Source organism: Kluyvera sichuanensis (genome assembly GCF_014218705.1).
Lineage (GTDB): Bacteria > Pseudomonadota > Gammaproteobacteria > Enterobacterales > Enterobacteriaceae > Kluyvera > Kluyvera sichuanensis.
The window spans coordinates 134,610-151,226 of the sequence record NZ_JABBJF010000001.1 but is presented as its reverse complement, the minus strand read 5'-3'; the positions used below and the strand labels follow the sequence as shown (position 1 = coordinate 151,226).

At 58.7% G+C, this 16,617-nt stretch carries 15 protein-coding genes; 6 read left to right on the top strand and 9 right to left on the bottom strand.

What is annotated here, in order from left to right; translation table 11 throughout:
* Nucleotides 1-45: 45 nt before the first annotated feature.
* The 7 genes from HII27_RS00720 to pspA all read right to left on the bottom strand — a co-directional run bounded on the left by HII27_RS00720 (nt 46) and on the right by pspA (nt 5,851).
* Nucleotides 46-1,614, bottom strand: a complete 1,569-nt coding sequence (locus HII27_RS00720; protein WP_185666064.1) for an ABC transporter substrate-binding protein — start codon at nt 1,612-1,614, stop codon at nt 46-48.
* Nucleotides 1,615-1,737: 123 nt separating this feature from the next.
* Nucleotides 1,738-2,805, bottom strand: coding sequence for a YcjF family protein (locus HII27_RS00715; RefSeq protein ID WP_185666063.1), 1,068 nt, complete (start codon nt 2,803-2,805; stop codon nt 1,738-1,740).
* Complete coding sequence (locus HII27_RS00710) at nt 2,802-4,199, bottom strand: YcjX family GTP-binding protein (RefSeq protein WP_185666062.1); 1,398 nt, start codon at nt 4,197-4,199, stop codon at nt 2,802-2,804. The genes HII27_RS00715 and HII27_RS00710 overlap by 4 nt, the downstream gene beginning before the upstream one ends.
* Before the next feature lie 34 nt (nt 4,200-4,233).
* The gene (pspD, locus tag HII27_RS00705; protein ID WP_185666061.1) at nt 4,234-4,452 is read right to left on the bottom strand and encodes a phage shock protein PspD; all 219 of its coding nucleotides are present in this window, start codon (nt 4,450-4,452) and stop codon (nt 4,234-4,236) included.
* A 14-nt stretch (nt 4,453-4,466) separates the two neighbouring features.
* Complete coding sequence (gene pspC / locus HII27_RS00700) at nt 4,467-4,826, bottom strand: envelope stress response membrane protein PspC (protein ID WP_185666358.1); 360 nt, start codon at nt 4,824-4,826, stop codon at nt 4,467-4,469.
* Nucleotides 4,823-5,047 carry an envelope stress response membrane protein PspB gene (gene pspB, locus HII27_RS00695; RefSeq protein ID WP_035894063.1) on the bottom strand — a complete coding sequence of 75 codons (225 nt, stop codon included), beginning with the start codon at nt 5,045-5,047 and terminating at the stop codon, nt 4,823-4,825. Before pspB ends, pspC begins: the two co-directional genes overlap by 4 nt.
* Before the next feature lie 135 nt (nt 5,048-5,182).
* Nucleotides 5,183-5,851, bottom strand: a complete 669-nt coding sequence (gene pspA / locus HII27_RS00690; protein WP_185666060.1) for a phage shock protein PspA — start codon at nt 5,849-5,851, stop codon at nt 5,183-5,185.
* 167 nt (nt 5,852-6,018) lie between these two features.
* Between pspA and pspF the strand changes: the two genes are divergently transcribed.
* A complete protein-coding gene (pspF, locus tag HII27_RS00685; protein WP_185666059.1) occupies nt 6,019-6,993 on the top strand; it encodes a phage shock protein operon transcriptional activator in 975 nt (324 codons plus the stop codon).
* Here pspF and HII27_RS00680 read toward each other — a convergent pair.
* Nucleotides 6,984-8,375, bottom strand: coding sequence for an MFS transporter (locus tag HII27_RS00680; protein WP_185666058.1), 1,392 nt, complete (start codon nt 8,373-8,375; stop codon nt 6,984-6,986). The genes pspF and HII27_RS00680 overlap by 10 nt on opposite strands.
* A gap of 25 nt (nt 8,376-8,400) precedes the next feature.
* Nucleotides 8,401-9,573, bottom strand: coding sequence for a M20 aminoacylase family protein (locus tag HII27_RS00675; RefSeq protein WP_185666057.1), 1,173 nt, complete (start codon nt 9,571-9,573; stop codon nt 8,401-8,403).
* 175 nt (nt 9,574-9,748) lie between these two features.
* Here HII27_RS00675 and HII27_RS00670 point away from each other — a divergent pair, with 175 nt between their 5' ends.
* The 5 genes from HII27_RS00670 to sapD all read left to right on the top strand — a co-directional run bounded on the left by HII27_RS00670 (nt 9,749) and on the right by sapD (nt 16,617).
* Entirely contained in the window at nt 9,749-12,046 is a 2,298-nt protein-coding gene (locus tag HII27_RS00670) for a helix-turn-helix domain-containing protein (RefSeq protein WP_185666357.1), read from the top strand.
* Nucleotides 12,047-12,136: 90 nt separating this feature from the next.
* Nucleotides 12,137-13,786 (top strand): ABC transporter substrate-binding protein SapA, encoded by a 1,650-nt coding sequence (gene sapA, locus HII27_RS00665; protein ID WP_185666056.1) that lies wholly within the window; start codon nt 12,137-12,139, stop codon nt 13,784-13,786.
* Complete coding sequence (gene sapB / locus HII27_RS00660; protein WP_185666055.1) at nt 13,783-14,748, top strand: putrescine export ABC transporter permease SapB; 966 nt, start codon at nt 13,783-13,785, stop codon at nt 14,746-14,748. Before sapA ends, sapB begins: the two co-directional genes overlap by 4 nt.
* The gene (gene sapC / locus HII27_RS00655; RefSeq protein WP_185666054.1) at nt 14,735-15,625 is read left to right on the top strand and encodes a putrescine export ABC transporter permease SapC; all 891 of its coding nucleotides are present in this window, start codon (nt 14,735-14,737) and stop codon (nt 15,623-15,625) included. Before sapB ends, sapC begins: the two co-directional genes overlap by 14 nt.
* Nucleotides 15,625-16,617 (top strand): putrescine export ABC transporter ATP-binding protein SapD, encoded by a 993-nt coding sequence (sapD, locus tag HII27_RS00650; RefSeq protein WP_185666053.1) that lies wholly within the window; start codon nt 15,625-15,627, stop codon nt 16,615-16,617. The genes sapC and sapD overlap by 1 nt, the downstream gene beginning before the upstream one ends.

Genomic DNA, 16,617 nt, shown 5'->3' with positions numbered 1-16,617 from the left:
ATGGCCCGGACGGTTTACGCCGCCGGGCCAGGGTTATCTGACGGACTATTTCGTCACGCGGTCGTACCAGACCATATCGGCGTTCAGCCCTTGCTGGTAGCCCTTCACGTTGTCGCGAACCACAATCTGCGTTTTGCCCTGGTCAATAAAGACATACGGCGAATTACGCTGCAGCTCTTCCTGCATTTTTTTGTACAGGTCAAGGCGTTTTGCGACGTCCGGTTCGGCGACGGCCGCCAGCGTGGCTTTATTCAGCTCAGGGATTTTCCAGCCGTTCAGCCCCGCCACGGTGCTGGATTTACCGTCGTTAAAGGCAAAGGCGCTGGCGTTGGAGTGCGCGTCAAAGTAGTCCGGGATCCACAGACGAATCGCCGCCTGATGCTGCTTCGCCCGCACGCGAGCGTAAACCTGGCTGCCCGCTGCTGGCAGCAGATCCACCTTCACGCCGCCCTGGGCAAAGCTTGCCTGCATCGACTGCGCAATGGTGATAAACGGCGGTTTGTTTTCCACATCGAGAGTGAAGTGGGCGTCTTTGATGCCCGCTTTCGCCAGAATTTCTTTGGCTTTGGCAGGGTCAAATTTAAACGGCGTGTTGTCCAGCGCGCCCGGGAAACCGACCGGCAGGAAGCTCTGATGCACGAAGTACTGCCCTTTCAGCAGATCTTTGGTGATGCCGTTGTAGTCCACCAGCCAGCGCGCCGCTTCCCAGAACGCCGGGTTCGCCAGCAGCGGGTTGGCGGTGTTCGCGGTATTGAACACCACGTAGTTTTGCTCGGCAGACGGAATGCTTAATACCTGTAAGCCCGGCTTACCCTGGAGGGCGTCAATCTGATCGGCGCCGAGGTCGCGCGCCACATCAGCATCGCCCTGTTGGATCAGCAGGCGGCGGGAGGCCGGATCCGGCACGTTTTTAATGATCACGCTTTTCAGTTTCGGTGCGCCGGTTGGTGAAGTGTCGTTGGCTTCCAGCACGATAGCCTGATGCGGCTGGTAGACGCGCATTTTGAACGCACCGCTGCCCGCCGAGTGCATTTTCAGCCATTCGTTACCGAAGTCATTACCCTTCACGTTGGCTGCCACCAGCTTCTCATCCACAATCGAGGCAATCGGCGTAGAGAGAATATTCAGCGCCACCGATGGGCTGACGTCAGCGGTCCAGCTTAGCTGTAGCGTATGGTCGTCAATTTTCTTCAGCTGGCTGGCAATGTTGCCAGGCTCCCAGCCGAGGACGTTAAGGATAAACGCCGGAGATTTGTTGAGCGTGACGGCACGGGTGTAAGAGAAGATCACATCTTCCGGGCGCAGCGGGTTGCCGGAGGCAAATTTGGCGTCGCTTTTCAGCTTGATGGTCAGCGTTTTCTTCGCCGCATCAGCCTGCCAGCTTTCTGCCAGAATCGGGGTGATTTTTGCCGGGTCGTTACGATCCGGCTGGACCAGACGCTGGTAGAGGCTTGGCACCGTCTGGATGCTGGAGAGCTCGTTGGCTTCCGCCGGGTCCAGACTGACAATATCGTCCAGACCCTGAGCCACGACCAGCGTGTTCGGCGGCGTAGCGGCGTATGCGGAAGCTGACAGCGCGGTCAGCACGAGTAACGGCAGCAGTTTTTTGGTCATCGGGACTTCCTGAAAATGAACGTGTTGTGGACGATTCAGCTAAAGTAGCGCTGCTTGTCACTTTCAGTAAAGATAAGTATAGAAATAGGTTATACAATTTTTGCATAACCATATTTTATCTCGTCAACTATCCCGTTGTGCCGCCGATTTTCCTTTCTGCACCGTCGCTTTCAGTTGCCCTATCAGCTCGCGGCGGAAGTCACCGAGGCGCGGCTTATCGTTATCAATCCACGGCAGCGGTCGGCAAAGCTCCATCGCCTTGATCCCTAGACGCGCGGTCAGCAGCCCGGCACCAATCCCCTGCGCCGCACGGGTCGACAGACGCGCGGCCAGATCCTGAGACATCCAGTCCATCCCGATTTCCCGCACCAGCTCGCTGGCCCCAGCAAAGGCGATGTTGATAAGCACCAGTCGGAACAGGCGCAGGCGGCTGTAGTAGCCAAGCTCGATGCCATAGAGGTTCGCGATACGGTTAATCAGGCGCAGGTTACGCCAGGCAATAAAGCCCATGTCCACCAGCGCCAGCGGGCTGACGGCAATCATCAACGTCGACTCCGCCGCCGAGCGGCTGATTTCACGACGCGCCTGCGCGTCCAGCACCGGCTGCACCAGATGGGCATACAGGCTGACCACTTCGCGATCGCTCTGGGTTTCGTGGATAGCCGCGTACCAGCGCTGTAGCGCCGGGTGCGACTGGTCAAGCCCCGCCTGACGCGCCAGCCCTTCGCAGAACGCACGCCCTTTGCCCACGCTGTGGCTGTGCATTAGGGTACGCGCTTCATCGCGTTCTTCCGCGCGCTGGCGCAAGCGCCAGAGTCGGCGCCATTCGGTGACCACCGAACCGACACCCGCACCAACAATCAGCGCCCCGGCGGCACAGCCACCGAGCGCCGCCCAGTCGTTGGTTTGCCAGGCGGTCATCGTCCACTGTACGCCCTGGGCGACGACGCTGATGCCAAACAGGCCAAGCCCCGCGCTGACCATTTTGCGCCACAGGCTGCGTTTCGGGCGCAGCGCGGCATCGAGGGTGGCTTCCACCTGTCCTTCCTGCTCCGGCGCTTCATCGAGCGTGACCGGTGCGAATTTTTCCGCCGTGACGTCATCAAACGCCTGCGAGGTTTTAAACTGTTCTGCTTTTACGTCCTCAAGCGGGCCGTCAAAATCAATGCGTGGTTTATAGGCGTCGTTCATCGCAGCTTATCTCCAATCAAAAACTCCAGCGCGGCATCCAGACGGATATGCGGCAGCGGCTGGTCAACGTCCATCGTCTGCGGTCTGAAGGCCTCAAACTGAAAACCTTGTTTATCCCAGAAAGCCTGCCCGGGCAGACGCGCTGGGACTTCACCTGGGTAGACGGTGAGCGGCTGGCCGTCGCTTAAGCGATGACCGCGTAACGCCGGGATCTTCTCGCCGTTAACCTCAATCAGCCCACTCTGCGTTGCCTGTACCGAAGCCAGCCCCAGACAGTCCATGGTAATGCCTTCAAAGGCCGCGTTCTGCCAGGCGTCCTGGATCAGCTGTTGCAGCAGCGACACCATATTGCCGTGCTGATCGACGGTGACGTGATCCGCCTTGGTGGCGGCAAACAGCAGCTTGTCGATAACCGGCGAAAACAGACGACGGAACAGGGTACGCTGCCCGTAATGGAAGCTGTGCATCAACTGCGTCAGCGCCAGGCGCATATCGTTAAACGCCTGCGGGCCGCTGTTGAGCGGCTGTAAGCAATCGACCAGTACAATCTGGCGGTCGAAACGCAGGAAGTGATCCCGGTAGAACCCCTTCACCACTTTTTCGCAGTAGTAATGGAAGCGCTCGCGCAGCATTCCGGCGTTGCTGTGTTTGTCCGCCTGCGCGAGCTTTGACTCACCGATGGCGTCCACGTCCGGCCACGGGAAAAACTGCAGCGCCGGGGCACCGGCCAGGTCGCCAGGCAGCACAAAGCGACCCGGCTGAATAAAGTGCAGCCCTTCCTGCTTGCACTGGTGCAGGTAGTCGGTCCACGCCTGAGCGATTTCCGCCAGCCGGTTTTCGTCAGCGGGTGCAAACGGATCCAGCCCTTCGCACAGCTGCCGCCATTTTGCCGACCACTCGGCACGCTGGCCGGTCAACAGCCCGGTCATCTGGCGCGACCAGCTCAGGTAGTCCTGGTTGAGCATCGGTAAGTCGAGCAGCCACTCGCCAGGGTAGTCGACAATTTCCAGATAGAGCGTGGAGGTCTCTTTAAAGTGACGCAGCAGCGAGTCGTTCGATTTATAGCGCAGCGCCAGACGTATTTCGCTTACCCCACGCGTCGGCGTCGGCCAGGACGGCGGCTGGCCGTATAGCTGCGCCAGCCCTTCGTCGTAGGTGAATCGCGGGATACCGAGGTCGCGCTGGGGAATGCGCTTGACGCCGAGCAGGCGCTCTTCGCGCACCGCGCTCAACAGCGGCAGGCGCGCGCCGGTATGAATATTGAGTAGCTGATTCACCAGGCCGGTGATAAAGGCGGTCTTGCCGCTGCGGCTGAGGCCGGTAACGGCAAGACGAAGATGCCGGTCAACGCCACGGTTGACCAGCGCATTGAATTCATTTTTGAGTCGCTTCATTGCTTATCAGACACTCCTCGCTACGCCGATAGCCCTATTTTGCCATGGGGAAATAACGTTTGGCGAGGCGGGACAACAGCGGTTCCAGCGCCACCGCCAGAAACATTTTCAGCGGGCGACGGGCGACGGACTTCACCGCCCATCCGGCTACGCCTGCCGGCCCGTAACGCAGGGCCGTCAGGAGCGCCAGCTTGCCAACGATTTTCAAACCGGGCTTCACCTTTTGGCCTGCCCGCTGCCATTTATTATTCATCAGTGACCTCTTGCTCAGAGCTGACGGAACCGGCTGCGCAGGGTAAAAGTGTCAGATGTCACGTAACGTTCCATCTCGCGCAGTCGCTGCTCGCCAGCGGCTAATTCAGCATCCACCGTATCCAGCAAATCGCGGCTGGAGGGTTGATGCGGGTTGTTCATCGCCCCTTCCGGCATCGGGTCGAGGGCAAACGTCAAAATCACATAGGCGACGACGACAAAGAAAAACAGACCAAACAGCATCGCCAGCACGGTAATAATACGAATCAGCTTCACCGGTACGTCGAGGTACTCGGCAATACCGGCGCAGACCCCTTTCACCATGCCTCGCTGCGGGATACGCCACAGCTTTTTGTTCAAATCCAGCGCCATTATTTGTCCCTCCAGTTTGGATGTTCTGCATCCAGAATGGCTTCCAGCGCCTGAATACGCTCGCGCATCCGCTTCGCGTCATCGGTCAACTGCATCAGCCGCTGCTGCTCGCCCTGTGACAGCTCGCCGGAGCGGGAGCGATTGCTATAGTGAAGCCACAGCCAAATCGGCAAAACAAACAGCACAAACAACGTCAGGGGAATGCCGAGGAAAAGCGCGCTCATGTAAACTCCTTATTGGTGATGAGCAACAGTACCGTCTGTACTGCTCAATATTTTTGGTAGCCCGGCCGAGCAAAGCGACGCCGGGTTCTCCCCCGGAGTCGGCGTGAACGCCTCGTCCGGGCTACGCAATACTTATTATTCGTTGTCCTGCTTCATTTTGGCTTTCAGCGCCGCCAGCTGCTCGCTGATTTCGTCATCGGCTTTCAGCTCGGCAAACTGCTGGTCCAGCGATGGCGTTTTGCCAAAACGATGGCTTTCGGCTTCCGCTTCCATGTGGTCAATGCGGCGTTCAAAGGACTCAAAGCGGGCCATCGCTTCATCCAGTTTACCGCTGTCCAGCTGGCGACGCACATCGCGGGATGAACTCGCCGCCTGATGACGCAGCGCCAGAGACTGCTGACGAGCGCGGGTTTCGCTGAGTTTATTCTCCAGCTCACCGATCTCTTTTTTCATGCGTGCCAGGGTTTCATCCACCAGCGTCACTTCATGTTCCAGCGTGCCGATAACGTCGGTCAGCTTCTGTTTTTCAATCAGCGCCGCACGCGCCAGATCGTCTTTCTCTTTACGCAGTGCCAGTTCGGCCTTCTCCTGCCATTCAACCTGCTGCGCCTGCGCACGTTCCACACGGCGGGACAGGTCTTTCTTTTCTGCCAGCGCACGGGCAGAGGTGGAGCGCACTTCCACCAGGGTGTCTTCCATCTCCTGGATCATCAAGCGGACCAGCTTCTGTGGGTCTTCCGCTTTCTCAAGCAGCGAGTTGATGTTGGCGTTCACGATGTCGGCAAAACGAGAAAAAATACCCATTGTTCAATCCTCTTAGTTCTGTGTATCGGGCTGAGCCCTGCGTAATGACTATTACAACTTCCGTGCCAACTTTTTATCTTATTGATTATCAAAGAGGTGATTGAATTTCAGCCGTTAAACGCCTACAGTGAAATGGCGAATTACACCAACATGTGGCGAATTTCATCATGGCAGATAACAAAGATACTCTCCTCGGCGAAGCGAACCGCTTTATTGAGGTGCTGGAGCAGGTTTCCCGACTGGCGCCGCTGAACAAACCGGTGCTGATTATCGGCGAGCGCGGGACGGGCAAGGAGCTTATCGCCAACCGCCTGCACTACCTCTCCTCCTGCTGGCAGGGGCCGTTTATTTCGCTTAACTGCGCGGCGTTGAACGAAAACCTGCTCGACTCCGAGCTGTTTGGTCATGAAGCCGGGGCGTTTACCGGGGCGCAAAAACGTCACCCAGGGCGTTTTGAGCGCGCCGACGGCGGCACGCTGTTTCTCGATGAGCTGGCCACCGCGCCGATGCTGGTGCAGGAAAAACTGCTGCGAGTCATCGAATACGGCGAGCTTGAACGCGTCGGCGGCAGCCAGCCATTACAGGTCAACGTACGCCTGGTGTGCGCCACCAATGCGGATTTGCCGCAGCTGGTGGAGGAAGGCACCTTCCGTGCCGACCTGCTCGACCGGCTGGCCTTTGACGTGGTGCTGCTGCCGTCGCTGCGCGAACGTCAGAGCGACATTATGTTGATGGCGGAACACTTCGCGATTCAGATGTGCCGTGAACTGGGTCTGCCGCTGTTTCCCGGCTTTACCGAACGCGCCCGAGAAACGCTGCTGCACTACCGCTGGCCGGGAAATATCCGTGAGCTGAAAAACGTGGTGGAGCGTTCGGTCTACCGCCACGGCTCCATTGATGAACCGCTGGACGATATTATTATCGACCCGTTCCGCCGCCAACCGTCGGTTCATGCTGAGCCTGCAGGGGAAAACGTCGGCCCGACACTGCCACTGGATCTGCGCCAGTTCCAGCTTGAACAAGAAAAAGGCCTGTTGCAGCAAAGTCTGCAACAGGCCCGATTCAACCAAAAACAGGCGGCCGAACTGCTGGGACTAACCTACCACCAACTGCGCGCGCTGTTGAAAAAGCATCAGCTTTGACGTCGACGCGGCAGCAGTAGCGCACTCACCACTATCGCCCCCAGGCACAGCGTGCAGTTAAACCACAGCGCATACTGTGCCGCCTTCGCCATCCCGTGCGGCAGGAACAGCGCATAGAGCGAAGCGGTCATCGCCAGGCCAAACGCCCCGCCGAGCGAGCTGCCCATTTTGTAGATCCCGGAAGCCACGCCCACTTTATTCTCTGGCGCGCTGGTGACGGCGGTATCGGTCGACGGTGTGGCGTAGCAGCCCAACCCCAAACCGAACAGCACGTTGCTGAAAAAGACGGTCACGATATAGGTCCAGGTCTCCAGGAAGGTGCAGGAAATCAGGAAAATCCCCACCATCGCGATGGCCGGGCCGCCCATCATCGGCAGCCTTGCGCCGTAGCGCTGGAGCAGTTTCTCTCCGACCCGAATCATCAACAGCACGGTCACCAGATAGCCCAGCGTCATCATCCCGGTCTGGAACGGACTCAGATGTCGCCCCTGTTGTAGCCAGATGCTGGTAATCATCATGGTGCCAATCGCGCCGTTAAGCATCAGGTTCGACAGCACCGCCGCACTATAGGAACGGTTGTTAAACAACGCGAAGTCGATAAGCGCGGCCTCCTTTTTGCGCAGACCGCTGCGGATAAACCAGCCCATCGCCACCACGGCGCCTGCCAGCATCGACAGCGACAGGCCGCTGGTCCAGCCCCAGTGATGCCCCTTGGAGATAAACAGGTTAAACAGCACCAGGCCCGCCACCAGGCTCAGCAGTCCGCTAACGTCCAGCTTATGCTGCGCGGCGGTGGCGCTTCGGCTTTCTGGCGTGCCGCGAATCAGCAGGAAGGCAGCCAGCGCGGCGGCGATGGAGAAGACAAAAATCCAGCGCCAGCCAAGCCCGGTGGCAATCGCCCCGCCGACAAAGGAGCACAGGCCGCTGCCGCCCCAGGAGCCAATCACCCAGAAACTAACCGCGCGCTGCCGCGCCCGCCCCTCGTACCAGGTTTTAATCAGCGCCAGCGTCGCTGGCATGATGCAGGCGGCAGACAATCCCTGAACGACACGCCCGGCCAGAAACAACATCGGTCCCTGAGAAACCACCAGCAGCACGCTGCCAACGATGCTCAGCATCAGGCCGATAAGCGTCAGGCGTACCCGGCCAAACTTATCCGCCAGGCCGCCGCTGGCGACCACAAAACAACCGCTAAACAGCGCACTGAGGCTGACCGCAAGGGTGAGCGTCTCCAGCGAAATATCGATACTGCTTTTTACGACAGGAACCACGTTGATAACCGACTGGGCAAACAGCCAGAAGGTCAACACGCTTAGCACAATGCCCGCCAACAGTCGGTCGGTACCGACATACGGCGCTTCAGTCAACGAAACGGTACTCATGGCTCGCCCTCAGGTTGCGCGTCACTTAGGCCCGCAGATAATCTTCCGTCAGGCCGCACCACAGCGCCGCCCCCGTCAGCAGGATATCGTCGTTAAAGTCATAGCCCGGGTTGTGGACCATACAGCGTTCCGGCTCATCACCCGCCCCGATAGTGAAATAGGCACCGTTAGGGTTCTGCTCGAGCATAAAGGCGAAATCTTCACTGCCCATAAACGGGTTAACCGTGGCGATAGATTGTTCACCAAACAGCGAGGTGGCCACCTCACGCACCATCTGATTCGCCTGCGGGTCGTTACGTAACACCGGGCTGCCATTAACGTGCGTAAGTGAGGCGGTAGCGTTGAAGCTCTCTGCCTGGGATACCGCGATATCGTGAATGCGTTGCAGCACGGTTTTACGCACCGACTCACTCAAGGTGCGCACCGTTAGCTTCATCTGTACTTTATCGTTAATGATGTTCGGAGCCTGCCCCGCCTGAATGCTGCCTACGGTCACCACCACCGGATCGAACGGGCTGATATTTCGCGACACTATCGTCTGCAGTGCCAAAGTAATATGGCAAGCCACGACGGTGGCATCGACGGTATGTTCAGGCACCGCGCCGTGCCCACCGACGCCCTGAACATCGATATGCAGCGTATCGGACGATGCCATCATGGCACCGTCACGCAGGCCTATTTTGCCGAGCTTCTGCCCCGGCATATTGTGCAGGCCAAAAATACGGTCGCAGGGAAATTTGGCAAAAAGGCCGTCTTCCAGCATCACGCGACCGCCGTACAGCAACTCTTCCGCGGGCTGGAAAATCAGATGCAGCGTGCCGTTGAACGCACGGGTGCGCGCCAGATATTCCGCCGCGTAAAGCAGCATGGTGGTGTGACCATCGTGACCACAGCCGTGGAAGCTACCGTCGGTTTCGCTGGCCCACGGCTTACCGCTGCGCTCCTGCATCGGTAGCGCGTCCATGTCCGCGCGCAACCCCAACGTTTTACTGCCGCTGCCCACTTTTAACGTTCCCACCACGCCGGTACCGCCCAGACCGTAGTCCACCTCATAACCCCAACTGGCCAATAGTTTCGCCACCTCAGCGCTGGTTTTATGCTCCTGAAAACCGATCTCTGGCTGTTGGTGGAAGCGACGGCGTAGCGCAATAAATTCCGCCTCACGGCTCTGCAATGCTTCAACAATAGGATGTGTCATTTTTGTTATCCCTTTATGGCTCCACGGTGATAACGTCGAGTTTATGCCGCCGCCAGGGCTTTAAAGTGCAGGTTTTTGTTTTATATTGACGGAAAATGATATGACTATTTTTCATACGATTTGGTTATGACAAAAAATATACAGCTGTTTTTTGTCTCAGGAGAACGAGATGCCAATGCCGCAAATCAGTGACTTTTTCCTAGCCGTGCAGGATGTCCGCCATCAGACTCATGAAGAGCAGTCCGCGCTGACGCTGCTGTGGATCCTTCAGGGAGAGGTGACGCTGGAGACCGTCGCCGGTGTGCGCAAGTTGCAGGATGGTGCACTCGCGCTCATCAATCCTGACCAGCGCTGGCAGCTTGGTAGCGAACGGCCCAATGCGCTGATGACGCTAACCATCGCCAGCAGTTGGCTCACCCGACTGGATGCTCATTTTTTCGGTTTTGACTACCAGATAGCCGCTCAGCCCCATGCAACGCTAGAACATGAAGCCCGGCTGCGCTCGCTGATGCGCCAGCTGCTGATAACCCATCTCATCAATCACCAAACGCACGCACGGCTAGAAGCCAACCGCTGGATGAGTGAAATTGCTCTGCTGCTGGCTACCCATTTTCAGCAACCACGCCAATCCGTCACCCCTCAGGGTGCAGCAACATGGAGCCATCGCATACGTCAGGTGGTCGCCCGGATTGAGTCGCAGTACACCCAGCGGCTTTCACTCGCCGAAATTGCCCGCGCCGAGCGGGTGTCCGAGGCCTGGCTCTCCCGCCTGTTTCATAAAGAGGTGGGCGTCAGTTTCATGCAGTTCATCACCGCATTACGCCTAGAGAAAGCCGCCGAGCAGTTGCTGACCACCGCCCTACCGGTGCAGCGGATTGCCCAGCAGCAGGGTTTTGCCAGTGCGCGGGTGATGAGTGACCTGTTTAAGCGCCGCCACGGCATGACGCCCCGTCAGTATCGCCAGCAGCCAACGGTGAACAGCCGCCAGCGTGCGCGGGAAAACGTGCCTGACCAGGCGCTGCCGGTGGCCGCTGAAACGCTGTACGCGCTGCTGAACCACACGGGTATCCAGGCATGGGATAACCCGCCGCCGCTCCAGCATCATCCGCAGTCACGACAGATAGCGTTAAATACGCTGCCCCTGCGCCGCGTGCCGCTGCGCCATAGCCAGGTCATCATTACCCTGCGCGAGCTTGACGATCTGCTGCGCGATGACGTGCGTCAGTCCTTGCTGGCGCTGCATGCGCAGATCCCGATTGTCGGGATTGATATTCATGAACCGTTTCTCAGTAGCCGTCTGTTCAGCGAAGGCTGGGACGACCCGCAGATGGTCGGTTACGCTTGCTGGTACAACCTACAGCAGGTGTTCACGTTTCTGGCGCGCATGGGCTGGCGCGTGTTACTGCATACCAGCCTGACGACACGCCCGGACCTGCTCCGCCAGTTTCTCGCCCTCGCCGCCCAGCATTTTCCGCCGTCTACGCTTGCCAGTTGGCAGTTCGTCTGGCACTGGTCGCCGCAGGCCAGCGCAGAAATCTGGGCTCAGCAGAAAGCCATCATCAGAAGCTTGTCTCCAGATTCGTTACTCGGGGTCTGGCACCGTTTTACGCCGACCGAAGACGGCACCGTTGACGATGTCATCCTCAGCTCGCCGCTGTTAAAAGAGGCCGATTTTCTTGCCTGTTCGGCAAATGCCAACGAGCGTTTTCAGCAACAGTCTTTTGACGGTGCCCGGCTGGCCGCCGCCGAGAGCTACCCGGTCGACAAAGTGCGCCAAATCCAGCGCGCGCTGCGGCAGCACCACCTTGCGCTACCGCTGTGGCTGCTGTCGTGGAACACCCTGACCGGCTCAACCCGGCGCACCAACGGCGAATTTTTCCGCGGCGCACTGCTGATGAATAACCTGTTGGGCCTCGCTGAACAGGTGCAGCTTACCGGCTTCTGGCTTAACTCCAGCCAGCAGGGTGAAGCGCGAAGCAACGGCACCTTTGATACCTCAAGCCTGGCGTTGTACTACCATCATGGGCTGACGCGGCCTATTTTCTGGGTGCTCTGGCTCTGGCGGCGTCTGCAGGGTGATGTGCTGGTCAACGATAAAAATATCCTGCTGCTGCATCATCGCGGGCGCTATCAGCTTTTGCTGCGTAATCCGGTGGTCTTTAACCCGTGGCTCTCCAGCGAAGAGGCGTTTATTCAGCGCTTTCGCCAGCAGTATCCGGTCGCGCTTCAAGGGCTGAATGGCCGCTGGAAGATCAAGCGGCATCTGTTCGACCAGCTCAACGGGGCGCTGTTCCCTCACCTGGAAGCCATCGACAGCAGCAGCGGCCCGGATGAGGAGACCTGGACCTGGCTTGCGCACAAAACCCGACCGGCGCTCAGCGTGCGTGAAGAAGACGTAGTGGAAAATTGGCAGGTGGTTGACGCGCTGGAGAGCAATGCGCTGGTGTTATATGAGTTAACCCCACTGATTTGATGACTTTTAAAGCAGTTGCACGTAGAGATTTGTACCTGGTAGCCGTAAGTGCGATACACTTTGCAGATCAATCGAAAATATAACGAAACTATGCGCCTGAATTTGCCATCCTTCCTCGCCGCATTGGGGCTCTTTTGCGGCCAGGCGATTGCCGCACCGCAACCGCTAGCCCCCCCTCGCGGCGATATTCGCGACAGCGGATTTGTCTACTGCGTCAGCGGGCAGGTCAACACCTTCAACCCGCAAAAGGCGGGCAGCGGGCTAATTGTCGACACGCTGGCGGCTCAGCTGTACGACCGTCTACTGGACGTTGACCCTTACACCTATCGTCTGGTGCCGGAACTTGCCGAAAGCTGGGAAGTACTGGATAACGGCGCGACCTACCGCTTCCACCTGCGTAACAACGTGCAGTTCCAGACCACCCGCTGGTTTACGCCCACGCGCGCGCTGAACGCCGACGATGTGGTCTTTACCTTTGAACGTATTTTCGATCGCAATCATCCGTGGCATAACGTCAACGGTGGCGCCTTCCCTTACTTTGACAGCCTGCAGTTTGCCGATAGCGTGCAGAGCGTGCGCAAGCTGGATAACCACACCGTGGAGTTTCGTCTGACCCGCCCGGACGCCTCGTTCCTCTGGCATCTGGCCACCCACTACGCCTCGGTGATGTCCGCCGAGTACGCCGACAAGCTGACCAAACAGGATCACCAGGAGCTGCTCGACCGCCAACCGGTCGGCACCGGGCCGTTCCAGCTTGATGAGTATCGGGCTGGACAGTACATCCGTTTACAGCGCCACCCGACATTCTGGCGTGGCACCCCGCTGATGCCGCAGGTGGTGGTCGATTTAGGCTCCGGCGGTACCGGGCGATTGTCCAAATTGCTGACCGGCGAATGCGACGTGCTGGCCTGGCCTGCTGCCAGCCAGTTGACCATTCTGCGCGACGACCCGCGTCTGCGCCTGACGCTGCGTCCGGGGATGAACATCGCCTATCTGGCGTTTAACACCGACAAGCCACCGCTGAATAACCCTGAAGTGCGACACGCCCTGTCGCTGGCTATCAACAACCAGCGCCTGATGCAGTCGATCTACTACGGTACGGCGGAAACCGCGGCTTCAATTTTGCCGCGCGCCTCCTGGGCTTACGATAACGAAGCTAAAATTACCGAATACAACCCGAAGGAAGCGCGTCGTCGTCTTGAAGCGTTAGGTTTGCAGAAACTGACGCTGCACCTGTGGGTGCCGACCAGTTCGCAGGCCTGGAACCCTAGCCCGCTTAAAACCGCCGAGCTGATTCAGGCCGATATGGCGCAGATTGGCGTGAAAGTGGTGATCGTGCCGGTGGAGGGCCGTTTCCAGGAAGCTCGGTTGATGGACATGAACCATGACCTGACGCTCTCCGGCTGGGCGACCGACAGTAACGACCCGGACAGCTTCTTCCGTCCGCTGCTGAGCTGTGCGGCCATCACCTCGCAGACCAACCTGACGCACTGGTGTAACCGCGAATTCGACAGCGTGCTGCGCAAAGCGCTGGACTCCCAGCAGCTGGCATCGCGCATTGATGCCTACGATGAGGCCCAGCAGATCCTCGCTCGCGAACTGCCGGTGCTGCCGCTGGCTTCGTCGCTGCGTCTGCAGGCCTATCGCTACGATATGAAAGGGCTGGTGCTGAGTCCGTTTGGTAACGCCTCGTTTGCGGGCGTGTCGCGGGAAAAAGAAGAGAAGGTGCAGAAACCATGATTATTTTCACCCTTCGTCGTCTGTTGCTGCTGCTGGTTACGCTCTTTTTCCTGACCTTCGTCGGCTTCAGCCTGAGCTATTTCACGCCCCATGCGCCGCTACAGGGCGCGTCACTCTGGAACGCGTGGGTGTTCTGGTTTGAAAGCGTGATGCACTGGGATTTCGGCGTCTCCAGCATCAACGGCCAGCCGATATCCGAACAGCTGCGGGAAGTATTCCCGGCAACCATGGAGCTTTGCATCCTGGCGTTTGGCTTCGCCCTGCTGGTCGGCATTCCCGTCGGCATGCTGGCCGGAATCACCCGCAACAAGTGGCAGGATAAGGTCATCAGCTTTTTCGCGCTGCTCGGCTTTTCTATTCCGGTGTTCTGGCTGGCGCTGCTGCTTACCCTGTTCTTCTCGCTGACGCTGGGCTGGCTGCCGGTTTCCGGGCGCTTTGACCTGCTGTATGAAGTGAAAAACGTCACCGGCTTCGCGCTGATTGACGCCTGGCTTTCCGACTCACCGTGGCGACATGAAATGATCATCAGCGCCCTGCGCCATATGGTGCTGCCGGTGCTGACGCTGGCGGTTGCACCAACCACTGAGGTAGTGCGCCTGATGCGTATCAGCACCATCGCGGTATATGACACCAACTACGTGAAAGCCGCCGCGACGCGCGGGGTCTCTCGCCTGACCATTCTGCGCCGCCACGTGCTGCATAACGCCCTGCCGCCGGTGATCCCGCGTCTGGGGCTGCAGTTTTCTACCATGCTGACGCTGGCGATGATCACCGAAATGGTCTTTAGCTGGCCGGGCCTGGGGCGCTGGCTGATTAACGCCATTCGCCAGCAGGACTATGCGGCGATCTCCGCCGGTGTGATGGTGATTGGCGCGCTGGTGATCATTGTGAACGTGATCTCCGATATTTTGGGTGCCATGGCTAACCCACTGAAACATAAGGAATGGTATGCCTTACGATAGCGTCTATCTCGAGAAGCGTACGCCGGGTGCCCTGCGCACCGTGTGGCGTAAGTTTTACGGCGATACCACGGCAATGATTGGTTTTTACGGCTGCATCGGGCTGGTGTTGGTGTGCGTATTCGGCGGCTGGTTTGCCCCGTACGGCATCGACCAGCAGTTCCTCGGTTATCAACTGCTGCCGCCGTCATGGTCACGCTACGGTGAAGTGTCATTCTTCCTTGGCACCGATGACCTGGGCCGCGATGTGTTAAGCCGCCTGTTGAGCGGCGCGGCGCCCACCGTTGGCGGTGCGTTTGTGGTTACGCTGGGGGCAACCGTCTTCGGCCTGGGGCTCGGCGCCTTTGCCGGCTCAACGCGTGGCCTGCGCTCGGCGGTGCTGAACCATATTCTCGACACCCTGCTCTCCATCCCTTCGCTGCTGCTGGCGATTATCGTGGTCGCCTTTGCTGGCCCGCACCTGTCGCATGCCATGTTCGCCGTCTGGCTGGCGCTGCTGCCGCGCATGGTGCGCTCGATTTACAGCATGGTGCACGACGAGCTGGAGCGTGACTACGTTATCGCCGCCCGCCTCGACGGCGCTTCGACGCTCAACATTCTGTGGTTTGCGATTTTACCGAACATTGCCGCAGGGCTCGTGACCGAAATCACCCGCGCGCTGTCGATGGCGATTCTGGATATCGCCGCGCTGGGCTTCCTTGATCTGGGTGCACAACTTCCTTCTCCGGAATGGGGCGCGATGCTGGGCGATGCGCTGGAGCTTATCTACGTTGCACCGTGGACGGTGATGCTGCCGGGTGCGGCCATTATGGTCAGCGTCCTGCTGGTTAACCTGCTGGGCGATGGCATTCGCCGTGCCATCAACGCGGGGGTGGAATAATGCCGTTACTTGATATTCGCAACCTAACCATAGAATTTAAGACCAACGAAGGCTGGGTGAAGGCCGTGGACCGCGTCAGCATGACGCTGGCCGAAGGTGAAATTCGCGGGCTGGTCGGCGAGTCCGGTTCGGGCAAGAGCCTGATCGCCAAAGCGATTTGCGGCGTCACTAAAGATAACTGGCGCGTGACGGCTGACCGTATGCGTTTTGATGATATCGACCTGCTGCGCCTGTCCAACCGTGAACGCCGCAAGCTAGTCGGCCACAACGTGTCGATGATTTTCCAGGAGCCGCAGTCCTGTCTCGATCCATCTGAACGTATCGGTGAACAGCTGATGCAGAACATTCCAGGCTGGACCTTTAAAGGCCACTGGTGGCAGCGCCTGGGCTGGCGTAAACGCCGCGCTATCGAACTGCTGCACCGCGTGGGGATTAAAGACCACAAAGACGCAATGCGCAGCTTCCCCTACGAGCTGACCGAAGGGGAGTGTCAGAAGGTGATGATCGCTATCGCGCTGGCCAATCAGCCGCGTTTGCTGATTGCCGATGAGCCGACCAATGCCATGGAGCCGACCACTCAGGCGCAGATCTTCCGCCTGCTCACCGGTCTTAACCAGAACAACAACACCACCATTTTGCTGATCTCCCACGATTTGCAGATGCTGACCCACTGGGCGGATAAGATTAACGTCATGTACTGCGGGCAGACGGTGGAGAGTGCGCCAAGCGAAGAGCTGGTGACCATTCCGCATCACCCGTATACCCAGGCGCTGATCCGCGCGATTCCTGACTTTGGCCGTTCCATGCCGCATAAAAGCCGCCTGAACACGCTCTCTGGTGCGATCCCGCTGCTGGAGCAGCTGCCGATGGGCTGCCGTCTGGGGCCGCGCTGCCCTTACGCCCAGCGCAAATGTATTGAAACCCCGCGCCTGACGGGTGCGAAGAACCACCTGTTCGCCTGTCATTTCCCGCTGAACATGGAGAAAGAGTGA

What these genes read in the sequence shown, in the direction of transcription:
- HII27_RS00720 (WP_185666064.1), bottom strand. Translation starts at nt 1,614, where the DNA reads ATGACCAAAAAACTGCTGCCGTTACTCGTGCTGACCGCGCTGTCAGCT.
- HII27_RS00715 (WP_185666063.1), bottom strand. Translation starts at nt 2,805, where the DNA reads ATGAACGACGCCTATAAACCACGCATTGATTTTGACGGCCCGCTTGAG.
- HII27_RS00710 (WP_185666062.1), bottom strand. Translation starts at nt 4,199, where the DNA reads ATGAAGCGACTCAAAAATGAATTCAATGCGCTGGTCAACCGTGGCGTT.
- pspD (WP_185666061.1), bottom strand. Translation starts at nt 4,452, where the DNA reads ATGAATAATAAATGGCAGCGGGCAGGCCAAAAGGTGAAGCCCGGTTTG.
- pspB (WP_035894063.1), bottom strand. Translation starts at nt 5,047, where the DNA reads ATGAGCGCGCTTTTCCTCGGCATTCCCCTGACGTTGTTTGTGCTGTTT.
- pspA (WP_185666060.1), bottom strand. Translation starts at nt 5,851, where the DNA reads ATGGGTATTTTTTCTCGTTTTGCCGACATCGTGAACGCCAACATCAAC.
- pspF (WP_185666059.1), top strand. Translation starts at nt 6,019, where the DNA reads ATGGCAGATAACAAAGATACTCTCCTCGGCGAAGCGAACCGCTTTATT.
- HII27_RS00680 (WP_185666058.1), bottom strand. Translation starts at nt 8,375, where the DNA reads ATGAGTACCGTTTCGTTGACTGAAGCGCCGTATGTCGGTACCGACCGA.
- HII27_RS00675 (WP_185666057.1), bottom strand. Translation starts at nt 9,573, where the DNA reads ATGACACATCCTATTGTTGAAGCATTGCAGAGCCGTGAGGCGGAATTT.
- HII27_RS00670 (WP_185666357.1), top strand. Translation starts at nt 9,749, where the DNA reads ATGCCGCAAATCAGTGACTTTTTCCTAGCCGTGCAGGATGTCCGCCAT.
- sapA (WP_185666056.1), top strand. Translation starts at nt 12,137, where the DNA reads ATGCGCCTGAATTTGCCATCCTTCCTCGCCGCATTGGGGCTCTTTTGC.
- sapB (WP_185666055.1), top strand. Translation starts at nt 13,783, where the DNA reads ATGATTATTTTCACCCTTCGTCGTCTGTTGCTGCTGCTGGTTACGCTC.
- sapC (WP_185666054.1), top strand. Translation starts at nt 14,735, where the DNA reads ATGCCTTACGATAGCGTCTATCTCGAGAAGCGTACGCCGGGTGCCCTG.
- sapD (WP_185666053.1), top strand. Translation starts at nt 15,625, where the DNA reads ATGCCGTTACTTGATATTCGCAACCTAACCATAGAATTTAAGACCAAC.